A 19,719-nucleotide genomic window follows, 5' to 3' on the forward strand; every position below is an offset into this window, starting at 1 on the left:
GCAGCCTCAGCGCCCGCCGACCGCCTGCTTCACCAACGTCCGCCCGAAGTCCCACATCAACCCGCTCCCCCGGTGGGCCTCGTCCATGATCTCGGTGAAGGCGTCCACGAACCGGTCCACGTCACGCTCGGTGATGATCAGCGGGGGGATCAGCTTGATCACTTCCAGGTGGTCCCCCGACACCTGGGTCAGGATGCGGTGCCGCTGCAGCAGCGGCACGACCACCATCTGCGCGAACAGCCCCTTGCGCGCCGCCTGGAGCGCGGTCCAACCGGTGCGCAGCTTCAGCGACTTGGGCCGGCCGAACTCGATCCCGATCATCAGCCCGCGCCCGCGCACCTCGGCGAGCAGCTCGTACTGGTCGACCAGCGCGGTCAGCCGTCCACGGAAGTAGTCGCCCACCTTGCGGGCGTTCTCCACCACCTGCTCGTCGCCCATCACCTCCAGGGTCGCCAGCCCGGCCGCCATGGCCTGGGCGTTGGACCCGAAGCTGGCCGAGTGCACCAGCACCCGGTCCATCGAGGAGTACACCTTCTCGAAGATCCAGCCCTTGCCGAGCGTCGCCCCGACCGGCACGTACCCGCCGGACAGCGCCTTGGCGGCGCAGACCAGGTCCGGCAGCACGCCTTCCTCGTGCTGGTAGGCGAAGAACTCGCCGGTGCGGCCGATGCCGGTCTGCACCTCGTCGCAGATCAGCAGCGCCCGGTGCTCGTGGAGCAGCGCCTGGGCGGCCCGCAGCCAGCCGGGCGGCGGCGCCTGGACGCCCTTGCCCTGGATCGGCTCGACGATCAGCCCCGCGACGTCGCCGCGCTTCAACTCCTTGGCCAGCGCGCCGAGATCGCCGAGCGGGACGGCGGTGTCCGGCAGCAGCGGGTCGAAGCCCTTGCGGAAGCCGCTCTCCCCGTTGACGGAGAGCGAGCCGGTGGTCAGCCCGTGGAAGGCGTGGTCGGCGTACAGGATCCGCTTCCGTCCGGTGGCGTACCGGGCGAACTTGAGCGCCGTCTCCACCGCTTCGGTGCCACTGTTGCCGAAGAACACCCGGTCCAGTCCGGGCGCGTACGACAGCAGCCGCTCGGCCAGCAGCCCGGGCAGCGGTGAGCAGTCGAAGCGGACCAGGTCCGGCAGGTCGAGGTCCATCACCTGCTGGACCGCCGAGCGCACCACCGGGTGGTGGCGGCCGAGCGCGAAGATGCCGAAGCCGGCCAGCATGTCGAGGTACTCGTTGCCCTCGGCGTCGTAGAAGTACTGGCCCCGGGCGCGCTCGTAGTACCTGTCGAAGCCGATGGTGCGCAGCATCCGCGGCAGCTGCGGGTTGAGGTAGCGGCCGTGCAACTCGTAGCGCTCGCCGCCGCGTTCGGCGATCAGCGCGGCGAGGTCGAAGGCGGGGCGGTCTGGTTCAGCCGGCATGGCGCGGGTTCGCTCCTCGGGTCGGTAGCAGGTTCTTGGCGAAGACGGCGGTCTGGGCGGCGACCCCGGTCCCGGTCAGCCCCGCCTCCTCCAGGATCTCCCCGCGCGAGGCGTGGCCGAGGAACTCCTGGGGCAGGCCGAGCACCCGCACCGGCACGTCCACGTCGGCGTCGCGCAGCGCCTGGGCGACGGCCGAACCGACGCCTCCGGTACGGCCGTTGTCCTCGACGGTGACCACCAGCCGGTGGGCGGCGGCGAGTTCGGGCAGCACCGGGTCGACCGGCTTGACCCAGCGCGGGTCGACCACGGTCGCGGTGAAGCCCTCGGCGAGCAGCAGCCGGGCCGCGTCCAGGCAGGCGGAGGCGGTGGTGCCGACGGCGACCAGCAGGATCTCCGGCGCCCGCCCGGTGCGCAGCAGCACGTCCACCCCGCCGGTCCGCTCGACGGCCGGCACCGCGGGCCCGACGTTCCCCTTCGGGAAGCGGACGACGGTCGGGGCGTCGCCGACCTCGACGGCCTCGCGCAGCTGGGCGCGCAGCTGTTCCGCGTCGCGCGGCGCGGCGAGCCGCAGGCCGGGGACGACCTGGAGGATCGACATGTCCCACATGCCGTTGTGCGAGGCGCCGTCCGGCCCGGTCACCCCGGAGCGGTCGAGCACGAAGGTGACGCCCAGCCGGTGCAGGGCGACGTCCATCAGCACCTGGTCGAAGGCCCGGTTGAGGAAGGTCGCGTAGACCGCGACCACCGGGTGCAGTCCGCCGGTGGCCAGCCCCGCCGCGCTGGTGACGGCATGCTGCTCGGCGATCCCGACGTCGAAGGTCCGCTCCGGGTAGGCCTTGGCGAACGGGGCCAGGCCCACCGGCTGGAGCATGGCCGCGGTGATCGCCACGAGGTCCGGCCGCTCGGCTCCGAGGGTGAGCAGCTCGTCCCCGAACACCGAGGTCCAGGAGACCCCTCCGCTGGGCGAGATCGGCAGGCAGGTGTACGGGTCGATCGGGTTGACGGCGTGGAAGCGGTCGGCCTCGTCCTGCTCGGCCGGCCGGTAGCCGCGGCCCTTGACGGTCAGGCAGTGCACGATGACCGGTCCGCCGAAGTTGCGGGCCTGGCGCAGCGCCTGTTCGACCGCGCCCAGGTCGTGGCCGTCGATCGGCCCGAGGTACTTGAGGCCGAGGTCCTCGAACATGCCCTGCGGGGCGAAGGCGTCCTTGAACCCCTTCTTGGCGCCGTGCAGCGCGTCGAAGATCGGCTGGCCGACCAGCGGGGTGCGCTGCAGGGCCTCCTTGCCCAGGGCGAGGAAGCGCTCGTAGCCCTGGGTGGTGCGCAGGGTGGCCAGGTGGTTGGCGAGGCCGCCGATGGTCCTGGCGTAGGAGCGCTCGTTGTCGTTGACGACGATGACCAGCGGCCGGTCGCGCGCCTCGGCGATGTTGTTGAGCGCCTCCCAGGCGAGCCCGCCGGTGAGGGCGCCGTCGCCGATCACCGCGACGGTGTGCCGGTCGTGCTGGCCGAGCAGCCGGGCCGCCTTGGCCAGGCCGTCGGCGTAGGAGAGCGCCGTGGAGGCGTGCGAGTTCTCGACCAGGTCGTGCTCGGACTCGCCCCGCGCGGGGTACCCGGAGAGTCCGCCGCGCATCCGCAGCCGGCTGAAGTCCTGGCGGCCGGTGAGCAGTTTGTGGACGTAGCTCTGGTGGCCGGTGTCGAAGACGATCCGGTCGTACGGCGAGTCGAAGACCCGGTGCAGCGCGATGGTCAGCTCCACCACGCCGAGGTTGGGCCCGAGGTGGCCGCCGGTGCGGGTGACGGCCTCGATCAGGAAGTCGCGGATCTCGTCGGCGAGCAGGGGCAGTTCGACGGCCGGGAGCTTGCGCAGCTCGGCCGGGGACGTGACGCGGGAGAGCAGTGACATGGGTTCACCTCACGACTCGGAGCGGTGCGGTGGTGCCTCCACCCGGCCCGGGCGCGGGCCGGCCTGGCTGCGGGGGCGGAGCCGGCCCCGGGCGCGGGGCCCGGGGCCCGGGGCGCCGACCCGGAGGTCGGCTCCCCGCTCAGCGGCCCTTGTTGCCGTTGACGGTCTCGGTGATGGCGCGCAGCGACTGCTGCAGCGAGCCCATCGTCGCGAGGACGGCGGTCGGCTCGTAGCCGCAGTGGGCCATGCAGTTCTCGCAGCGCGGGTCCTTGCCGCGGCCGTACTTGCTCCAGTCGGTCTTCTCGACCAGCTCGCGGTAGGTCGGCACGTAGCCGTCGGCCATCAGGTAGCAGGGCCGCTGCCAGCCGAACAGCGAGTAGTTGGGGATGCCCCAGGGGGTGCACTCGAAGTCGGCCTTGCCCTCCAGGAAGTCCAGGAAGAGCGGGCTGTGGTTGAGGCGCCAGCGCTTGCGGTTGCCGTCGGCGAAGGCCGCGCGGAAGAGCGCCCTGGTCTGCTCGACGCCGAGGAAGTGCTCCTGGTCGGGGGCCTTCTCGTAGGCGTAGGCGGGCGAGATCATCATCTCGTCCACCTTGAGCTCGTCGTTGAGGTAGTCCAGCACCTCGATGACGGTCTGCGGGGTGTCGGTGTTGAAGAAGGTGCTGTTGGTGGTGACCCGGAAGCCGCGCCGCTTGGCCTCCTTGATCGCGGCCACGGCCTCGTCGAAGGTGCCCTCCTTGGCCACCGACTCGTCGTGCCGCTCGCGCATGCCGTCGATGTGCACCGCGAAGGTGAAGTACGGCGAGGGCGTGAACTTGTCCATCTTCTTGCGCATCAGCAGCGCGTTGGTGCAGAGGAACACGTACTTGCGGCGCTCGACCAGCTGCCGGACGATCTCGTCGATCTGCGGGTGCATCAGCGGCTCGCCGCCGGCGATCGAGACCATCGGGGCACCCGACTCCAGGACCGCGCCGACCGCCTGGGCGACGGGCATCCGCTGCTTCAGGACACCCGCCGGGTGCTGGATCTTGCCGCAGCCCTCACAGGCGAGGTTGCAGGCGAAGAGCGGTTCCAGCTCCACGATCAGCGGGAACTTGTCCCGGCGCTTGAGCAGCTTCTGCTGCATGAGGTAGGTGCCGACCCGCACGGTCTGGCGCAACGGCATGGCCATGGCTAGCTCGCCTCCTGGGGGAGCGTCGAGGATGTGGGGTGGTTCAGGTCTACGGAGCCGGGCGCGCGCTCCTGCCGGTACCAGTCGACGAGGGCGGGTACCGTCGCCCGCAGGGTCCGCCAGGCGCGCACCCCGGCCGGGAGGGTGCCGGGCCGCAGCAGCTCGTGCTCGGGCGTGTCCACCACCACCCGCAGGACGGCCGCCGGCAGCACGGGCCGGACCTCGCGCAGCGCGGCCAGGACGGCGGCGGCCTCCATGTCGACGGCGAGCGCGCCTTGGAGGTGCAGCGCCCGCCGTTCGATGCCGCGCACCACGTGGTCGGCGGTGTGGTGCACGCCGGTGTGCACGGTCAGGCCGCGCTCCTTCAGCGCCCGGGTGAGCTCCGCGCCGGAGTCGAGCGGGTACAGGTGGCCCTCGGCGTCGCGCACGCCGTCGGCGGCGACCACGTCGCCAGGCAGGACGCCCGGGCCGAGCGCGGCGCCGAAGCCGGCCACCACCACGGCGCCGTAGCCGCTGGGCGCGGAGCCGAGCAGGCGCCGGACGGCCAGCCCGGCGCGGCGCCGGCCGACCCCGGTGCGCACCAGCACCGGGGACCCTCCGGTCGCACCGCGCCAGTCGCCGCCGCGCAGGGCCCAGACCTCGGGGCCCAGGGCGCAGAGCACCAGCAGGGGCGCGGTGGTCACCGCGCCGTCCCGATCGCCGGGGTTCCGTCGGCCCGGATCGTGCCCGGGGCGCCGTTGAGGTAGCGGCCGAGCGCGGTGACCGGGAAGACCAGCCGGTACAGGTGGTAGTTGATGGAGAAGTCCCACGGGAAGCCGGTGCCGGTGAACTGCGGCTCGTCCCAGGTGCCCTCGGGCAGCTGGGTGCGCACCAGCCACTCCGCGCCGCGCTCCACCGCCGGGTTGGCCCGGTCCTTGGGCCCCTCGCCGGCCGCGAGCAGCGCCATCAGCGCCCACGCGGTCTGCGAGGCGGTGGAGTCGCCGCGCCCGGCCCAGCGCGCCGGGTCGTCGTAGGAGCGCATGTCCTCGCCCCAGCCGCCGTCGGCGTTCTGCCGGTCCTCCAGCCAGCGCACCGCCCGGCGGATCGCCGGGTGCTCGTCGGGGACGCCGGCCGCCACCAGGGCGGGCAGCACCGAACCGGTGCCGTAGATGTAGTTGGTGCCCCAGCGGCCGAACCAGGAGCCGTCCGCCTCCTGGTTGCGCAGCAGCCACTCGATGCCGCGCCTGGTCCGGGGGTCGCGGGAGCGGCCGGTCTCGGCGAGCATCTCCACCACGTGCGCGGTGACGTCGGCGGACGGCGGGTCGACCACCTCGCCGAAGTCGCAGAACGGCAGCTTGTTGGGCAGCGTGCTGGTGTTGTCCACGTCGAAGGCGCCCCAGGCGCCGTTCTTGGACTGCATGCCGAGGTTCCACAGCACGCCCCGGTCCACCGCCCCGTCGACCTTGGCCGGGTCGGGGTGGGCGACCCGGCGCAGCGCGAGCACCACCTCGGCGGTGTCGTCGATGTCGGGGTAGGTGTCGTTCTCGAACTCGAAGGCCCAGCCGCCGGGGGCGAGCCCGGGCCGCTTCACGGTCCAGTCGCCGGGCTTGCGGATCTCCTCGCCGAGCATCCAGTCGACGGCGGAGACCAGCGCCGGGTGGTCGGCCGGCACCCCGGCGTCGACCAGGGCGATGGTGGCCAGGCAGGTGTCCCAGACCGGGGACTGGCAGGCCTCCAGCCAGCGCTTGCCGTCCTCGGTGTGCACGGTGAAGCGGTCGAAGGAGGAGAGTCCGGCCTTCATCACCGGGTGCTCCAGCTCGTAGCCCTCCAGGTGCAGGGCGATGAGCGAGTAGACGGCGGGGGGCTGGATGCCGCCCCAGCAGCCGTCGGCTTCCTGGCGTTCGACGATCCAGCGGCAGGCCTGCGAGAGGGCCAGTCGGCGCAGCGGGCGGAAGGCCCGGCGGTGGTAGGCGTGCAGCGCCTTGTCGAGGCGTTCGAACAGGCCGTCCCAGGTGGTGGCGGGGGCGAGCGGCCGGTGGGGGTACGGGTCGTTCGGGTCGGTGTGCAGCTCGGTGAGCGGGAAGGGCGCCGGACGGACCGGGCGGTGGGAGGAGACGACCGTCAGCGGGACGATGGTCTGGCGGGCCCAGCAGCCGAAGGCGTAGATGTTCAGCGGCAGCCACCTGGGCAGGAAGATGATCTCGGGCGGCATCTCGGGCAGCCGTTCCCAGGGCCACCAGCCGAACAGGGCGAGCCAGATCCGGGTGAACACCCGGGCGGCCGCGATGCCCCCGGCGGAGCGGACGTAGCGCGCGGCGGCCAGCATGTGCGGGGCTTCCGGGTCGTCCCCGGCAAGTTTGAGGGCGACGTACGCCTCGACGGTGGTGGACAGCTCGGGCGGCCCGCCGTGGAAGGTGGACCAGGTGCCGTCCTCGCGCTGCTGGGAGCGGATCCATTCGGCGGTGGCGCGGGTCTGCTCCTCGGTGCGGATTCCCAGGAACTGGCGGAGCAGTAAGTCCTCGGCGTCCATGGTGACGTTGGTCTCCAGGTCGCCCTTCCACCAGCCCTCGGACGACTGCAGGGAGAGCAGGTGGGTGGTGGCGCGGGCCAGGGCCTCCCGCGCGTCGGCCGGTCCGTGGTCCGTCTCACCGGCCGGCCGCGGCTGGTCGGTGTCCTCGGGCTGCCACCGCCCCGTGCCCAGCAGGGCCGGGGGGCGGTCGCCCACCGCGACCGGCTCGGAATCGTACTCAGGGTCGAGCCGGCCGTCCGCGGTTGCTGTCAACGTAACGTCACCTCTCTCGTACCACCACGAATTCGGCGAGTGCGACGAAGTGCTCCCGCACCTCGTCGGTCATGGGCACCTCGTCCAGGGCGGCGAGGGCAGTCGTGTGCTGGCGGCGGGCCTCCTCCCGGGTCCAGGCGCGGCCGCCGGCCTCCTCGATCAGCGCGGCGCGGGCGGCGAGCTCGGGCTCGCTCTCCTCCCCGCGTCCCTTCGGGTCGGCCAGCTCCTCGGCGAGCCGGCGCGAGGCCGCTCCGCCCTCAGCCAGGGCGGCGGCGACCGGCAGGGACTTCTTGCGCTGGCGCAGGTCCCCCCAGTGCGGCTTGCCGGTGACCTCGGTGGCGCCCCAGATGCCGAGCAGGTCGTCCACCGCCTGGAAGGCGAGGCCAAGGTGGTGGCCGTAGCGCTGGAGCGAGTCGGAGACCTTGTCGTCGGCGCCGGCCAGGACGGCGCCGATCGCCGAGGCGGCGGCCAGCAGTGCCGCCGTCTTGCCGCCCTCCATCTCCAGGCACTCGGCGACCGTGACGCTGTCGCGCTGTTCGAAGGCGACGTCCATGGCCTGGCCGTCGATCAGCCGGCGGGTCGCCGTGGTGAGCAGCCGGACGGCGCGCGCGGCGTCGGTGGCGCTCGCCCCGCCGGTCACGGCGGCGTCGAGCAGCACCTCGGTGCCGAGCGTCGCCAGGGCGTCGCCGACCAGGATCGCCTGGGCCGGCCCGAAGACCGTCCAGGCGGTGGCCCGGTGCCGTCGGGTCTCGTCACCGTCCATCAGATCATCATGGAGGAGGGAGAAGTTGTGCACCAGTTCAACCGCGACCCCACCGGGCACGCCGACCTCGGCCGCCGCGCCGGTGGCCCGGGCGGACAGCAGCGCCAACGCCGGGCGCACGGCCTTGCCGCCGTCCCCCGTCACCGGGGTGCCGTCCCGGTCGATCCAGCCGAAGTGGTAGGCGGCGACGGTGTCCATGGGTGCGGCCAGTCGGGCGACGGCGGCCCGTAGCGGCGGGGTGCAGAGCGTACGGCTGCGGGCGAGCAGCTCCGGCACCGAGACCGGTTCGGCGTGCGCCGTGCCTCCGACGGCGTAGCCGGTGCGTGACTCCACGTGCGTTCCCTCTTCCTCGTGGTGCCGGGCCGCACGGGGCGGCCGGGCGCTGTCGGTGCGGCTGGTGTCGAATCGAGTGCCGGTGCCGGTGGTTCCAGCGGTGCCGGTGGTGCCGGTACGGCCGGCCGGGCCGCTCCCGGTGGATGCGCCGGTGCGCTCGACGGTACGCCCGTCGGCTCTGGCGGGCTCTCCGGCGGCGGGGCCCGCCGTCACCTGGGCCACCTCCCGTCGCCGCGGTCCACCGGCGTCCGGGCGCCGGCCGCGGCGAGCGCGGCGTCGGCCGCGGCGTGGCCGCTGCGCACGGCGCCCTCCATGGTCGCGGGCCAGCCGGTGGCCGTCCACGAGCCGGCCAGCAGCAGGCCGGGGACCTCGGTGCGGGCCGAGGGACGCAGTGCCCCGTTGCCCGGCGCCGGGTCGAAGGTCGCGGTGCGCTCCCGGGTGACGAAGAAGTCCAGCACCTCGGCCTGGGCCGCGGCCGGCAGCAGCCGGCCCAGCTCGGGCAGGTAGCGGCCGCGCAGCTCGGCCACCGGCAGGTCGATCTCGTCCTGCGCGGCGGACTGCGACAGCGCCAGGTACTGGGCGCCCGGGTGGGCCCGGCCCGTCGGGGTGGCGGCCAGGCCGGAGTGCGCGGTGCGGTCGAAGACCCACTGCACCGGGGAGCCGAGCGCGGCGAAGAACGGCCGGCGCAGCACCTTGCGGTCGTAGACCACGTGCACGTTGAGGATCGGCGCGGTGCCGAAGCCGGCCAGCCGCTCCTGCCCGGGGACCGCGTTCGGCGGCAGCAGCGCGGCCGCGCTGTCCTGGGCGCCGGCCAGCACGACGGTGTCGGCGGTGAGCAGCTCCCCGCCCTCCAGCCGGACGGCGTGCTGCGGCGCGGCCGGCTTCAGCTCGGCCACCCGGGACCGCAGCAGCACCCGGACGCCGGCCCGCTCCAGCTCGGTGAGCGCCCGGTCGTGGTGGATCACGCCGAGCGGGACGGCGGCGGTGCCGATGTCCGAGGCGCCCGGGTCGGAGAGCAGGCCGGTCTTGAACACCATCCCGGCGAGCGCCAGCGAGACCTGGTCGGCCCGGGCGTTCAGGGTGGCGACGCCGACCAGGTCCCACAGGGCGGCCTGGGTGGCGGCGTTCTGCCCGTTGCGGCGCAGCCAGTCGCCGAAGGAGACCTCGTCCAGGGCCGGGTCCACGAGGTCCAGGCCCCGCAGGGCGAGCGCGCCGCGGACCACCCGGGCGCGGTCGGCCGGGGACAGGTGCGGGTAGCGGGCCAGGCTGCCGGCCAGGTGCAGCGGGACGGGCAGGCCGGCCCGGCGCAGTCGGCCCAGGGTGCGCACCGGGGCCTCCGGCGGCCCGGTGACGGAGAGCACCGGGATGTCGAGGCGGTCCTGGAGGTGGACCAGCCGGGAGGCGCCGAGGCGCTCCAGCAGGCCGCGGTAGGCGGTGCAGCAGCGCAGGTAGACGTGCTGGCCGTTGTCGACGGTGAGCTCGCCGCGCTGGAAGGAGAAGGCCAGGCCGCCGAGCCGGGGCCGCCCCTCCGCGAGGGTGACCCGGTGGCCCGCCTCAGCGAGGCGCAGCGCGGCGGTGATCCCGGCGAGGCCGCCGCCGACCACCACGGCCGCCGGGCGCGCGGCATCGGCTCGCCCGGTCATCGGCCCTCCCCCTCGCAGTCGGTGGACCGCCCGCGGGCGGTCCCTGAAGAAGATCCTCGTTTGTTCAACATGGAACTACCCGCACGTGATTCCCAGCTGACACAGCGTGACAGAACTGTTGCGAGAATCAAGAACGCCCCCCGGCGAGCCCGGAAAGCGCCACGTACGCCTTCTCCCAGCCCGGCAGCGAGACCCGGCCGCGCAGGACCGACTCCGGTTCGGCGGCGATCCGGCCGAGCAGCCGGTGGTAGATCCCGGCCATCGCGGCGGTGCAGGCGCGGCTGCGGCGGTCGAGCATCGGCAGCAGCCGCAGGCCCTCCTCGAAGGCGGCCTGGGCACGGGCGGCCTCGAAGGCCACCAGGCCGGTGAAGTCCGCGCCGACCGGCGGCTCGGGCAGGGCGAAGCCCTGCTCGCAGCCGAACCGGACCAGGTCCTCGGCGGGCAGGTAGGTGCGGCCGGTCAGGGCGTCCTCGCGCAGGTCGCGCAGGATGTTGGTGAGCTGCAGCGCCAGGCCCAGGGTGTCCGCGTAGCGCGCCCCGAGCTCCGGGTCGTCGCAGCCGTAGACGCCCAGCGAGAGCCGGCCGATCGCGCCGGCCACGCAGCGGCAGTAGACCTTCAGCTCGTCGTACGTCTGGTACTCGGCGCCCTTGAGGTCCATCTCGACGCCGTCGATCAGCTCGTCGAAACCGCCGAGCGGGATCGGGAAGCGCCGGGCCGCGTCGGCCAGGGCGACCTTGATCGGGTCGGTGTCGTCGTCGGCGACCACCCCGGAGCGGACCTCGTCCACCAGCTCCCGGGTGCGCACCAGCGCCTCGGCCTTGCGGTCGTCCGGGAGGTCGCCGTCGCCGATGTCGTCCACCCGGCGGGCCAGGGCGTACAGGGCCGACATGGCCAACCGCTTGGGTTCTGGCAGCAACCGGATGCCGTAGCTGAAGTTGCGCGCCTGCAGTCCGGTGACTGCCTCGCAGTACCGGTACGCCGCCATGACCTGGGCCGACGCCAGTGGTGATGCCGCCACGCGGGCGTTCACCTTCCCTTCGCGAAGATGGCCGCCGCCTTCGCTGCGAGGCGGCGCTTGTCCGGCTTCGCCTGCTGGGCGAGCACGTCGTACCCGGCGTCCTCGACGGCCGCCAGGGCCGCATAGCCGCCTGCGGTGAATCCCGCCAGGAGCAATCGAAGCCTCCCCCGAACCGTACCTACCAATGGTGCGCCGCGGTCGAGCAGGGTGCGGGCCCGCTCGACCTCGAAGGCGATCAGCTCGCGCACCGCGCCGTCGGCGGAGGGCGCGGCCAGGTCGGCCTCGGTGACGCCGAAGCGGGCCAGGTCCTCGGCGGGCAGGTAGATCCGGCCGTGGGCCAGGTCCTCGGCCACGTCCTGGATGTGCTCGACCACCTGGAGGCCGCTGCAGACGGCGTCGGAGAGTTCGGTCCGCTCGGCGGTGGAGACGCCCGCGATGGCCAGCACGAGGCGGCCGACCGGGTCAGCGGAGAGGGTGCAGTAACCGATCAGGTCGTCGAAGGTGGCGTAGCGGGAGGTGGTCTGGTCCACCCGGTTGGCCTCGATCAGACGGCGGAACGGTTCGGGGGTGAGGCCGTGCCGGTCGACCAGCGGGACGAGCGCGCTCATCAGCGGGTGGCGGGGGCGGTCCGCGCCGGCCGCTCCGGAGCCGCCGGCGGTGCGCAGGGCCGTCTCGAAGACCCGGTCGAGGTCCTGCTCCAGTCCGTCGAGCAGGGCGAGCCGGAAGGCGGTCTCCTGCGGAGCCGGCGGGCCGGACTGGTCCGAAGGGGTGGCGGGGGGCGTCTGCTCGACCCCGAGCAGCCGGGCGGTGGCGGCCGGGTCGGCCAGGTCGCCGTCGCCGGCGTCGTCGACCAGGCGGGCGAAGCCGTACACCGCCATCAGGTCGTCGCGCCAGGCCGCGGGCAGGAAGAACGGGGCGACGGGGAAGTTCTCCGCGCCCGCCTTGTCCAGGGTCTGTCCTGCGGAACCGTTCACCGGCGTATCTCTGGGCTGGGCCGAAGCCGACACTGCTGTCACTCCCCCGTTCTACACCGCTTGGCACGACCGGTCCGACTCGGACACGCGTCCGAGCGCGGGCGTCACGCACGGCACACCGCCCCCGCGACCACCAGGCTGACACGCCCGGGCGCGCCGGAGAAGAGCGCCCCGCCGGGGCACTGGGCGCTCGCCTCCGCGCCGGGCGGCGGGAAAGGCGCGGGGCCGGCTCCGGAAGCTCCGGAACCGGCCCCGCGGGAGTGTGACGGGGACTACGGTCGCTCGCCGCGCTCGTAGCGGCTCACGACCTCCTCGGTGGGTCCGTCCATGACCAGCTCGCCGGCCTCGATCCATATGGTCCGCTCGCAGACCTCGCGGATCGAGTTGTTGTCGTGGCTGACCAGGAAGACCGTACCGGCGGACTTGCGCAGCTCGTCGATCCGCCGCTTGCTGCGCTGCTGGAAGGCCTGGTCGCCGGTGGCGAGGGCCTCGTCGATCAGCAGCACGTCGTGGGTCTTCGCGGCCGCGATCGAGAAGCGCAGCCGGGCGCCCATGCCGGAGGAGTAGGTGCGCATCGGCAGGGAGATGAAGTCGCCCTTGTCGTTGATGCCGGAGAACTCGACGATGTCCTGGTAGCGGGCCCTCACCTGGGCCGGGGTCATGCCCATGGCCAGGCAGCCGAGGACGACGTTGCGCTCACCGGTGAGCTCGTTCATCAGCGCGGCGTTGACGCCCAGCAGCGAGGGCTGGCCGTTGGTGTAGATGCCGCCCTTCTCGGTCGGCAGCAGGCCGGCGATGGCGGCCAGCATGGTCGACTTGCCGGAGCCGTTGGAGCCGATCAGCCCGATCGCCTCGCCCTTGTACGCAGTGAAGCTGATGCCCTTGACCGCGTGCACCTCGCGCACGCCGGAGGCGCGCTTGCGGCTGATGATGCGGCTCAGCGCCGAGGTGGCGCTGCCCTTACCGGAGCCGGCGCCGTGCACCTTGTAGACGATGTGCACGTCGTCGACGACGACGGTGGGCTCGCGGGCGACGTCCGCGTCCGTGACGGTGTCGTTGTTGCTCAGGTCGATGTCAGCCACGGCCGTACTCCTCCTCGGCCTTCCAGAAGAAGACGTATCCGACGACGAACATGCCCACGCCCCAGGCCAGGCCGTACGCCCACTGGTGCGGCGGGAGGGTCTGGTGCACCGGCTGGTGCGGGTTGTAGATGACCGGCGCGAAGGCGTGCCGCAGCAGGTCCATGTAGATCGACGCCGGGTTCAGCGACATCAGCGTCTGGATGTAGTGCGGCCAGTGCGTGATCTTGTCCTGGATGCTGAACATCACACCGGACAGGAACATCCAGGCGCGCATCACGAACGGGATCAGCTGGGAGATGTCGCTGGTCCGGGAGCCGAGCCGGGCCATCACCAGGGAGATGCCGGTGTTGAAGAGCGTCTGCAGGAGCAGCGCCGGGATGATCAGCAGCCAGGTCCGGCCCGGGGTGATGCCGGCGGCGAGCACGGTGACGACCAGGACGACCATCGAGATGAGCAGCTGCTGGAGCTGGATCACGGTGAAGGCGATCGGGAGGCTGGCCCGGGGGAAGTGCAGCGCCCGGATCAGCCCGAGGTTGTCGGAGATCGCCCGGGTGCCGGCCTGCACCGCGTTCTGGGTGAACTGGAAGACGAAGACGCCGATGCACAGCCAGGCGATGTAGGTGTTGTCCGGGAAGCCCTGCTTGCTCGCCAGGATCACGCCGAAGACCAGGTAGAACACCGCGCAGTTGAGCAGCGGGGTCACCACCTGCCACAGCTGGCCGAGCTTGGCGTTGGTGTACTGGGCCACCAGGCGGGCGGTGGCGAAGGCCCAGATGAAGTGGCGCCGGGCCCAGAGCTGCTTGGAGTAGGCGAACAGGCCGGGACGGGCGCCGCTCACCGCCAGACCGTACTTGTCCGCAAGCTGCTTGGGGGTCAGGCCCGCGTCCGCCCCCCTGGGGGCCGAGAGGCTGACGGGTTCACTCACTGTCGACACATTCGTCCTTCACGCGGGATCGGTCGGGGCGGCCGGTCGGCGGGGTCCGCCGGTCGTGCGCCGATGGGGATCCACTGGGATCTCGGGGGAGCCGGCCGGTGTGTGGGCACCGGCCGCAGCGATCGATCATCCGATGCGGATGCCATCAGATGTGATCAGATGATCGGAGGTCGGCCCAGCCTGGTCAGTCGCCAGACGGTACGCCACCGCATGGGCCGCCGCGCACCGCAGGGTTCGCGCCAGCCCGCCCGGAACCCGCCCCACCAGGCCTTCAGCGCCTCCGGGGAGGGGCGGCGGGCCAGGGTCAGCAGGAACCAGGTTCCCAGATAGAGAGGCACCAACAGGGCCGGAAGGTTCCGCCTCGCGAGCCAGACCCGGTTGCGGGCCACGTTGTGGAAGTAGCTCGCGTGGCGGGCGGGCGAGGTCGTGGGGTGATGCAGCACCACGTCCGCCCGGTAGTCGATGGCCCACCCGGCGTCCAGCGCGCGCCACGCGAGGTCGGTCTCCTCGTGGGCGTAGAAGAACTCGGCGGGCAGCTGCCCGGCCTGCTCGAACACCTTGCAGCGCACCGCGCTCGCGCCGCCCAGGAAGGTCGTCACCCGGGACGAGCGCAGCGGGTCGCTGGCGCGCAGCCGGGGGACGTGCCGGCGCTGGGTGACACCGGTGTCCGGGTCGGCGATCCGGAAGGAGACGATGCCCAGCTCCGGGTCGGCGGTGAAGGCCTCACGCAGCAGGCGGGCCGAGTCGGTGCGCGGCAGGTTCCCGTCGTCGTCCAGGAAGAGGACGGCGTCGACCTCCGCGCCGTCCCGGCCGAACAGCTCGATGCCGACGTTGCGCCCGCCCGGGATGCCCAGGTTCTCCGGCAGCTCGACGGTGCGCACGCCCTCCGGCAGCGGGGGCAGCTCCACGCCCTGGCCGACCACGGCCAGCTCGACCGCCGGGCCCTCCTGGGCGCGGACGGCCTCGATCAGGGCGTTGAGCTCGGCGGGCCGGTTGCCCATGGTGATGATCACGGCACCGAGGCGGAAGTCCTCCGCCGTGCCCGGCGCGCTCATCGCAGCCTGCTGGAGAGGACGATGCTCAGCAGGTGCAGCACGGTCTGGAGCATCGCGATCGCGGCCAGGACGACCACCGCGAGCCGGGTGAAGAGCAGTCCGCCGTGCACGGCGTCGGCGACGCCGGCGGCCAGGATGAGCAGCGAGGCCTCGACCGCGCCGACCAGGCGGTGGAACTTCAGGAAGGAGGCCGCCCGGCGGGCCTTGGCGACGGAGGCCGAACGCGGCACCGAGGCGCTGTCCTCGACGGCCGTCAGGCCGCTGCGGGCGCGGGCCACGTCCACCAGGTCGGTCTCGGACTTGATCAGGATCGCGCCGAGCGCGGCCAGGGTGCCGAGGAAGGCCCACTCCCAGTGCGACCCGGTGCCCTCGCGGTGCAGCAGGTCGGTGGCGCGCAGGCCGAGGCCGGTCAGCAGCGCCGCCTCGGACATGTAGTGGCCGACCCGGTCCAGGTAGACGCCGGTGAGCGAGGTCTGCCGGCGCCAGCGGGCCACCTCGCCGTCCACGCAGTCCAGCAGCAGGTAGACCTGGATCAGCAGGGCGCCCAGGACGGCGCCCGCGATGCCCGGCAGGACCAGCGCGGCACCGGCCAGGATGCCGGTGACCATCATCAGGTACGTCAGACCGTTGGGCGTGATCGCCGTCACGGTGGAGAGCACCCGGGTGATCCGCAGCGAGATCTTCCGCATGTACAGGCGACCGGCCCAGTGCTCGGCACTGCGGCGCTGGAGCATGCCCTCCGGGTGGATCACCGCGCGCAGTTCCTCGATCGAGGGCCGGCGGGTCAGGTCCACCGGGGGCCGTTCGGCGCCCGCGGTGGAGGGGTCAGCTGTTGACGGCTTGGACATAGTCGGCGTACGCGTCCCTGATTGCGGAAGGGGAGAGGTCGAGGTGTTCGAGGATGGTGAAGCGCCCCGGTCGGGTGTTCGGAGCGTAGTGCACCGCTTCGGTGAACTCCGCCTCGGTGAAGCCGATCTGAGCCGCGGTCACCGGCAGTCCGTGGCTCGCCAGGCGCTCCACGATCAGACCGGTCAGCTCGCGCTCGCCCCGCAGGAAGCTGGCGAAGGCGGCGCCGAGGCCGACCTGCTCGCCGTGCTGGGCGGACCGCTTGGGATACAGCACGTCCAGGGCATGCGAGATCTCGTGGCAGGCACCCGACGAGGGCCGGGTGCTGCCCGCGATGTTCATCGCGATGCCGGACAGTACCAGGGCCTCGGCGAGCGCCGTCAGGAGGTCCTGGTCCTGGGTGCTCCCCGGGTGCCGCAGCAGGTTCTCGCCCGCCGAGCGGGCCATCGCCACGGCCAGACCGTCCACCGGCTCGCCGGTCACCGCGTGCGACAGCTCCCAGTCCGCGCACGCGGAGATGTTGGAGACGACGTCGCCCACGCCGGCCGCCACGAAGCGCTGCGGGGCCTGCCGGATCACGTCCAGGTCGACCACGATGCCGATCGGGCTGGGCACCCCGTAGGAGCCGCGGCCGGCGTCGTTGTCCAGGGTGGAGACCGGCGAGCAGATGCCGTCGTGGGCCAGGTTGGTGGCGACCGCGACCAGCGGCAGGCCGACCCGGGCCGCGGCGTACTTGGCGGCGTCGATGATCTTGCCGCCGCCGAGGCCGACCATCGCGTCGTAGTGGCCGCCGCGCATCGCCTCGGCCAGCCGCACCGCGCTGTCCAGGCTGCCGTCGTCCACGTTGTACCAGTCGGCGCCGGGCAGGGCCGGCTCCAGGCGGCGGCGCATGGCCGAGCCGGAGCCGTTGCTGATCGCGACCGCGATCCGGCCCGAGGCCGACAGCCGCTGGTCCGCGAGGATGCCGCCGAGCGCGTCCAGCGCGCCCGGGCGGATCTCGACGAACAGCGGCGACGGGACCAGTCGGGTCAGTACCGGCACGCGATCTCCCGCGCCTTCGCCAGGTCGTCGTGGTTGTCGACCTCGACCCAGGAGACCTCGCCGATCGGCTGGACGTCGATCCGCAGGCCGCGGTTCACCATCTCCTGGTAGCCGTCCTCGTAGTACAGCTGCGGGTCGCGCTCGTAGGTGGCGCGCAGCGCGTCGGTCAGGTCGGCGGCGGCGGACGGGTTGATCACCGTGAGGCCGATGTACTCGCCGCTCGCCTCGGCCGGCTCCATCAGCTTGGTGATCCGGCGCATGCCGGTGGCCGGGTCGACGACGACCTTCATCTCCTCGTCGGCGAGCTTCTTCACCGTGTCGAGGGCGAGCAGGATGCCGGGGGCGGCGCCGGCGTCGGTCAGGCGCCGGTTGCCCTCCAGCATGGTGCGCTGGACGGAGGCCGGGTGGACGGTGTCGCCGTTGGCGAGCAGCAGGCCCTCGGCGAACAGGTCGCGGGCGCACCAGAGCGAGTAGGCGTTGTTCCACTCCTCGGCCTTGTCGTTCTCGACGAGGTGGAGCTTGACGCCGTACTTGCTCTCCAGGGCGTCCTTGCGGTCGTACACCGCCTCCTTGCGGTAGCCGACGACGATCGCGGCATCGCGCAGACCGACCTCGGCGAAGTTGCCGAGCGTGAGGTCCAGGACGGTCCGTTCCCCGTCGACCGGCACCAGCGCCTTGGGCAGGGTGTCGGTGTACGGGCGCAGCCGGCGGCCGGCGCCGGCTGCCAGAACGAGGCCGATCATGCGGGTCTCCTGATCCGTCGTGCTGTGCGCGGGGCCGTGCCGGGGGCGGCGGCGCCACCGGGACCCCCGGTCCGGTGTTCGACCGGGCCGGGCGGCGGCGCGCCGGTGCCGGCACAGATCCGGGCACCGTGTCGTATGTGATGGTAGGCGACCGGGGCCACCGGCCAGAACGCGCCCGCCCTGCCCGGGGGCGGCAGCGGGGCGGCGGACGGGCGGCCGCCGAGGGCCCGTCGAACGGCCGTCGGGCCGCCCGGGGGCCGCACCGGATCCGCCCGGGCGCCGTCCGCGGGACGGTGCGAGGAGGCCGTGAGGAGGCGCCGGGCCGGTCGAACGGGCTCCGAACGCACGCCGAACGGTTCTGCGAATTCTGTGACTCTTACGAGGGCATCCCGGACCCTTCTCTGGACGGTTTCCGACTCCTCCGGGTCATGATCCGCCCGGTTGTGCGTGGGACCCCTGCCGACCGCCACCCATACGGCAGACTGGATGCCGACGCCGGCGCCGGTGCCCCCGCTGTGTCCGCCGCACTCCGCCCGGTGTGTCGGAGACACCCGATGCTCCCGTTGCTCCCGCTCCCGAAAGAGGCCCCATGCCCCAGAGTCTTCCGACCGATCCCACGCACTTCGCGGCCGAGATCGACACCGGTCTCGACGTGGAGACCGATGTGACGGTCGACCCCCGGGCCACCGGGTCCGCCCCCGTCGGAACCGAGATCCTGCTGGAACTGGTCGACGACGCGGGCGTCACGATCGGCACCGGCGAGAAGCTCTGGGCCCACCAGCAGCCGGGCCGGCTGCACCGGGCCTTCTCGGTCTTCCTGTTCGACCGCCAGGGCCGGCTGCTGCTCCAGCGCCGGGCCCTCGGCAAGTACCACTCCCCCGGCGTCTGGTCGAACACCTGCTGCGGCCACCCGTACCCGGACGAGCCGCCGTTCGTCGCCGCCGCCCGGCGCACCGCCGAGGAGCTGGGTGTCGCACCGGCGCTGCTCTGCGAGGCGGGCACCGTCCGCTACGACCTGCCGGACGAGGCGTCCGGGCTGATCGAGCGGGAGTGGAACCACCTGTTCGTGGGACTGGTCACCGCGCCGGTCGAGCCCGCCCCGGAGGAGGTGGACGACTTCGCCTTCGTGACCGCGCAGGAGCTGCGCGAGCTGCGGGCGGAGCGGCCGTTCTCGGTCTGGTTCGAGACGGTCTTCGAGGCCGCGCTGCCGGGCATCCGGGAGATCGCCGGGCGGGACTGGTAGTCCGCCCGCCCCGGCCGGTGGTCCGGCCGTCCCGACCGGCGGTCCGGAGGTGTCGGCCGTCGGTCCGGCGTCCGGCCCGGCCGGTCAGTGGTCGGGCCCCGGGGGAACGGGCAGCGAGGCCCAGATGACCTTGCCGCCCTCCCCCGTGTCTTCGACGTCGCACACCCCACCGGCCTGCAGGGTGACGCTCTTCACCAGCAGCAGGCCGCGCCCGCCGGTGCGTCCGGTGTCGTTCTCCAGCGCCTTCGGCCGGTACGGGTCCCCGTCCTCGACCGACACCCGCACCCAGGCCCGGCGCAGCGACAGCTCGGTGACCACCTCGGGCGACAGCTCGGCGGCGTGCGTCACCGCGTTGCTCACCAGCTCCGAGACGATCAGCAGCAGGTCGTCCACCAGCTCCTGGTAGCGCACCCCGGTCATGCCCTGGGCCAGCAGGCGGTCGCGCACCGCGTGCCGGGTGAGCGGCACCGAGGCCTCGGTGGCGGGCACCGGGAAGCGCCACACGCCCTCGGTGGGGCCCGCGGATGCCGTGGCCCCGACCGGGCCCTCCCCCCGCCTGCCGCGTCTCGGTTCGGCCTTCGCCGCTCCGCTGATCTGCTCCACGTCCAGCCGCCCTTCGTCCGCGACCCGGGAATCAGGCGATCCGCTTCATGGCGCCCTCGGTCCACAGAGGCTAGGAGAGCCGTCGCGGCGGGTGCGGCACCGTCGACAAGTTGCCCGTGTCGGACCGCTTCCGGCCGCAACCGACCGCGGGCGGTGCGGGAGTCGACCGGTTCCTTCGCGGACCCCACCGGTTCGGGCCGGATTC

17 protein-coding genes are annotated in these 19,719 nt (G+C 73.0%); 1 reads left to right on the forward strand and 16 read right to left on the reverse strand.

Going from position 1 to position 19,719, the window contains the following annotated elements; translation table 11 throughout:
• Positions 1 to 6: 6 nt before the first annotated feature.
• From ACFCY1_RS26710 to ACFCY1_RS26780, 15 genes are all read right to left on the reverse strand, one after another.
• Positions 7 to 1,407 (reverse strand): aspartate aminotransferase family protein, encoded by a 1,401-nt coding sequence (locus tag ACFCY1_RS26710; protein WP_049649489.1) that lies wholly within the window; start codon positions 1,405 to 1,407, stop codon positions 7 to 9.
• Positions 1,397 to 3,307 (reverse strand): 1-deoxy-D-xylulose-5-phosphate synthase, encoded by a 1,911-nt coding sequence (gene dxs / locus ACFCY1_RS26715; RefSeq protein WP_049649488.1) that lies wholly within the window; start codon positions 3,305 to 3,307, stop codon positions 1,397 to 1,399. The genes ACFCY1_RS26710 and dxs overlap by 11 nt, the downstream gene beginning before the upstream one ends.
• Before the next feature lie 139 nt (positions 3,308 to 3,446).
• Positions 3,447 to 4,475: an adenosyl-hopene transferase HpnH gene (hpnH, locus tag ACFCY1_RS26720; protein WP_049649487.1), complete on the reverse strand. Its 1,029-nt coding sequence runs from the start codon at positions 4,473 to 4,475 to the stop codon at positions 3,447 to 3,449.
• A gap of 2 nt (positions 4,476 to 4,477) precedes the next feature.
• Positions 4,478 to 5,158: a hypothetical protein gene (locus tag ACFCY1_RS26725; RefSeq protein WP_074004365.1), complete on the reverse strand. Its 681-nt coding sequence runs from the start codon at positions 5,156 to 5,158 to the stop codon at positions 4,478 to 4,480.
• Positions 5,155 to 7,179: a squalene--hopene cyclase gene (shc, locus tag ACFCY1_RS26730; protein ID WP_049659813.1), complete on the reverse strand. Its 2,025-nt coding sequence runs from the start codon at positions 7,177 to 7,179 to the stop codon at positions 5,155 to 5,157. The genes ACFCY1_RS26725 and shc overlap by 4 nt, the downstream gene beginning before the upstream one ends.
• Positions 7,180 to 7,243: 64 nt before the next feature.
• Entirely contained in the window at positions 7,244 to 8,332 is a 1,089-nt protein-coding gene (locus ACFCY1_RS26735; protein ID WP_117492733.1) for a polyprenyl synthetase family protein, read from the reverse strand.
• A gap of 209 nt (positions 8,333 to 8,541) precedes the next feature.
• Positions 8,542 to 9,975: a hydroxysqualene dehydroxylase HpnE gene (gene hpnE, locus ACFCY1_RS26740; protein WP_375876303.1), complete on the reverse strand. Its 1,434-nt coding sequence runs from the start codon at positions 9,973 to 9,975 to the stop codon at positions 8,542 to 8,544.
• Positions 9,976 to 10,102: 127 nt separating this feature from the next.
• Positions 10,103 to 10,960: a presqualene diphosphate synthase HpnD gene (gene hpnD / locus ACFCY1_RS26745; RefSeq protein WP_375876312.1), complete on the reverse strand. Its 858-nt coding sequence runs from the start codon at positions 10,958 to 10,960 to the stop codon at positions 10,103 to 10,105.
• A gap of 41 nt (positions 10,961 to 11,001) precedes the next feature.
• Positions 11,002 to 11,967 carry a squalene synthase HpnC gene (hpnC, locus tag ACFCY1_RS26750; protein ID WP_375876304.1) on the reverse strand — a complete coding sequence of 322 codons (966 nt, stop codon included), beginning with the start codon at positions 11,965 to 11,967 and terminating at the stop codon, positions 11,002 to 11,004.
• Between the two features lie 272 nt (positions 11,968 to 12,239).
• Positions 12,240 to 13,049: an ABC transporter ATP-binding protein gene (locus tag ACFCY1_RS26755; RefSeq protein WP_234348229.1), complete on the reverse strand. Its 810-nt coding sequence runs from the start codon at positions 13,047 to 13,049 to the stop codon at positions 12,240 to 12,242.
• Positions 13,042 to 13,983, reverse strand: a complete 942-nt coding sequence (locus ACFCY1_RS26760) for an ABC transporter permease (RefSeq protein WP_049649806.1) — start codon at positions 13,981 to 13,983, stop codon at positions 13,042 to 13,044. Before ACFCY1_RS26760 ends, ACFCY1_RS26755 begins: the two co-directional genes overlap by 8 nt.
• A gap of 155 nt (positions 13,984 to 14,138) precedes the next feature.
• Positions 14,139 to 15,038, reverse strand: coding sequence for a glycosyltransferase family 2 protein (locus tag ACFCY1_RS26765; protein WP_049649807.1), 900 nt, complete (start codon positions 15,036 to 15,038; stop codon positions 14,139 to 14,141).
• Positions 15,035 to 15,772: a CDP-alcohol phosphatidyltransferase family protein gene (locus tag ACFCY1_RS26770; protein WP_049649827.1), complete on the reverse strand. Its 738-nt coding sequence runs from the start codon at positions 15,770 to 15,772 to the stop codon at positions 15,035 to 15,037. The genes ACFCY1_RS26765 and ACFCY1_RS26770 overlap by 4 nt, the downstream gene beginning before the upstream one ends.
• Before the next feature lie 91 nt (positions 15,773 to 15,863).
• On the reverse strand, positions 15,864 to 16,925 hold the full coding sequence (locus tag ACFCY1_RS26775; protein WP_049649808.1) for an iron-containing alcohol dehydrogenase family protein: 1,062 nt from the start codon (positions 16,923 to 16,925) through the stop codon (positions 15,864 to 15,866).
• On the reverse strand, positions 16,913 to 17,668 hold the full coding sequence (locus tag ACFCY1_RS26780) for a sugar phosphate nucleotidyltransferase (RefSeq protein WP_049649809.1): 756 nt from the start codon (positions 17,666 to 17,668) through the stop codon (positions 16,913 to 16,915). Before ACFCY1_RS26780 ends, ACFCY1_RS26775 begins: the two co-directional genes overlap by 13 nt.
• Positions 17,669 to 18,257: 589 nt before the next feature.
• Here ACFCY1_RS26780 and idi point away from each other — a divergent pair.
• Positions 18,258 to 18,911 carry an isopentenyl-diphosphate Delta-isomerase gene (gene idi / locus ACFCY1_RS26785; protein WP_079272473.1) on the forward strand — a complete coding sequence of 218 codons (654 nt, stop codon included), beginning with the start codon at positions 18,258 to 18,260 and terminating at the stop codon, positions 18,909 to 18,911.
• Between the two features lie 84 nt (positions 18,912 to 18,995).
• Here the strand turns inward: idi and ACFCY1_RS26790 are convergent, their stop codons facing one another.
• A complete protein-coding gene (locus tag ACFCY1_RS26790; protein ID WP_375876305.1) occupies positions 18,996 to 19,400 on the reverse strand; it encodes an ATP-binding protein in 405 nt (134 codons plus the stop codon).
• Positions 19,401 to 19,719 lie beyond the last annotated feature (319 nt).

The sequence above is a fragment of the Kitasatospora sp. NPDC056273 genome (assembly GCF_042268845.1).
Classification (GTDB): domain Bacteria; phylum Actinomycetota; class Actinomycetes; order Streptomycetales; family Streptomycetaceae; genus Kitasatospora.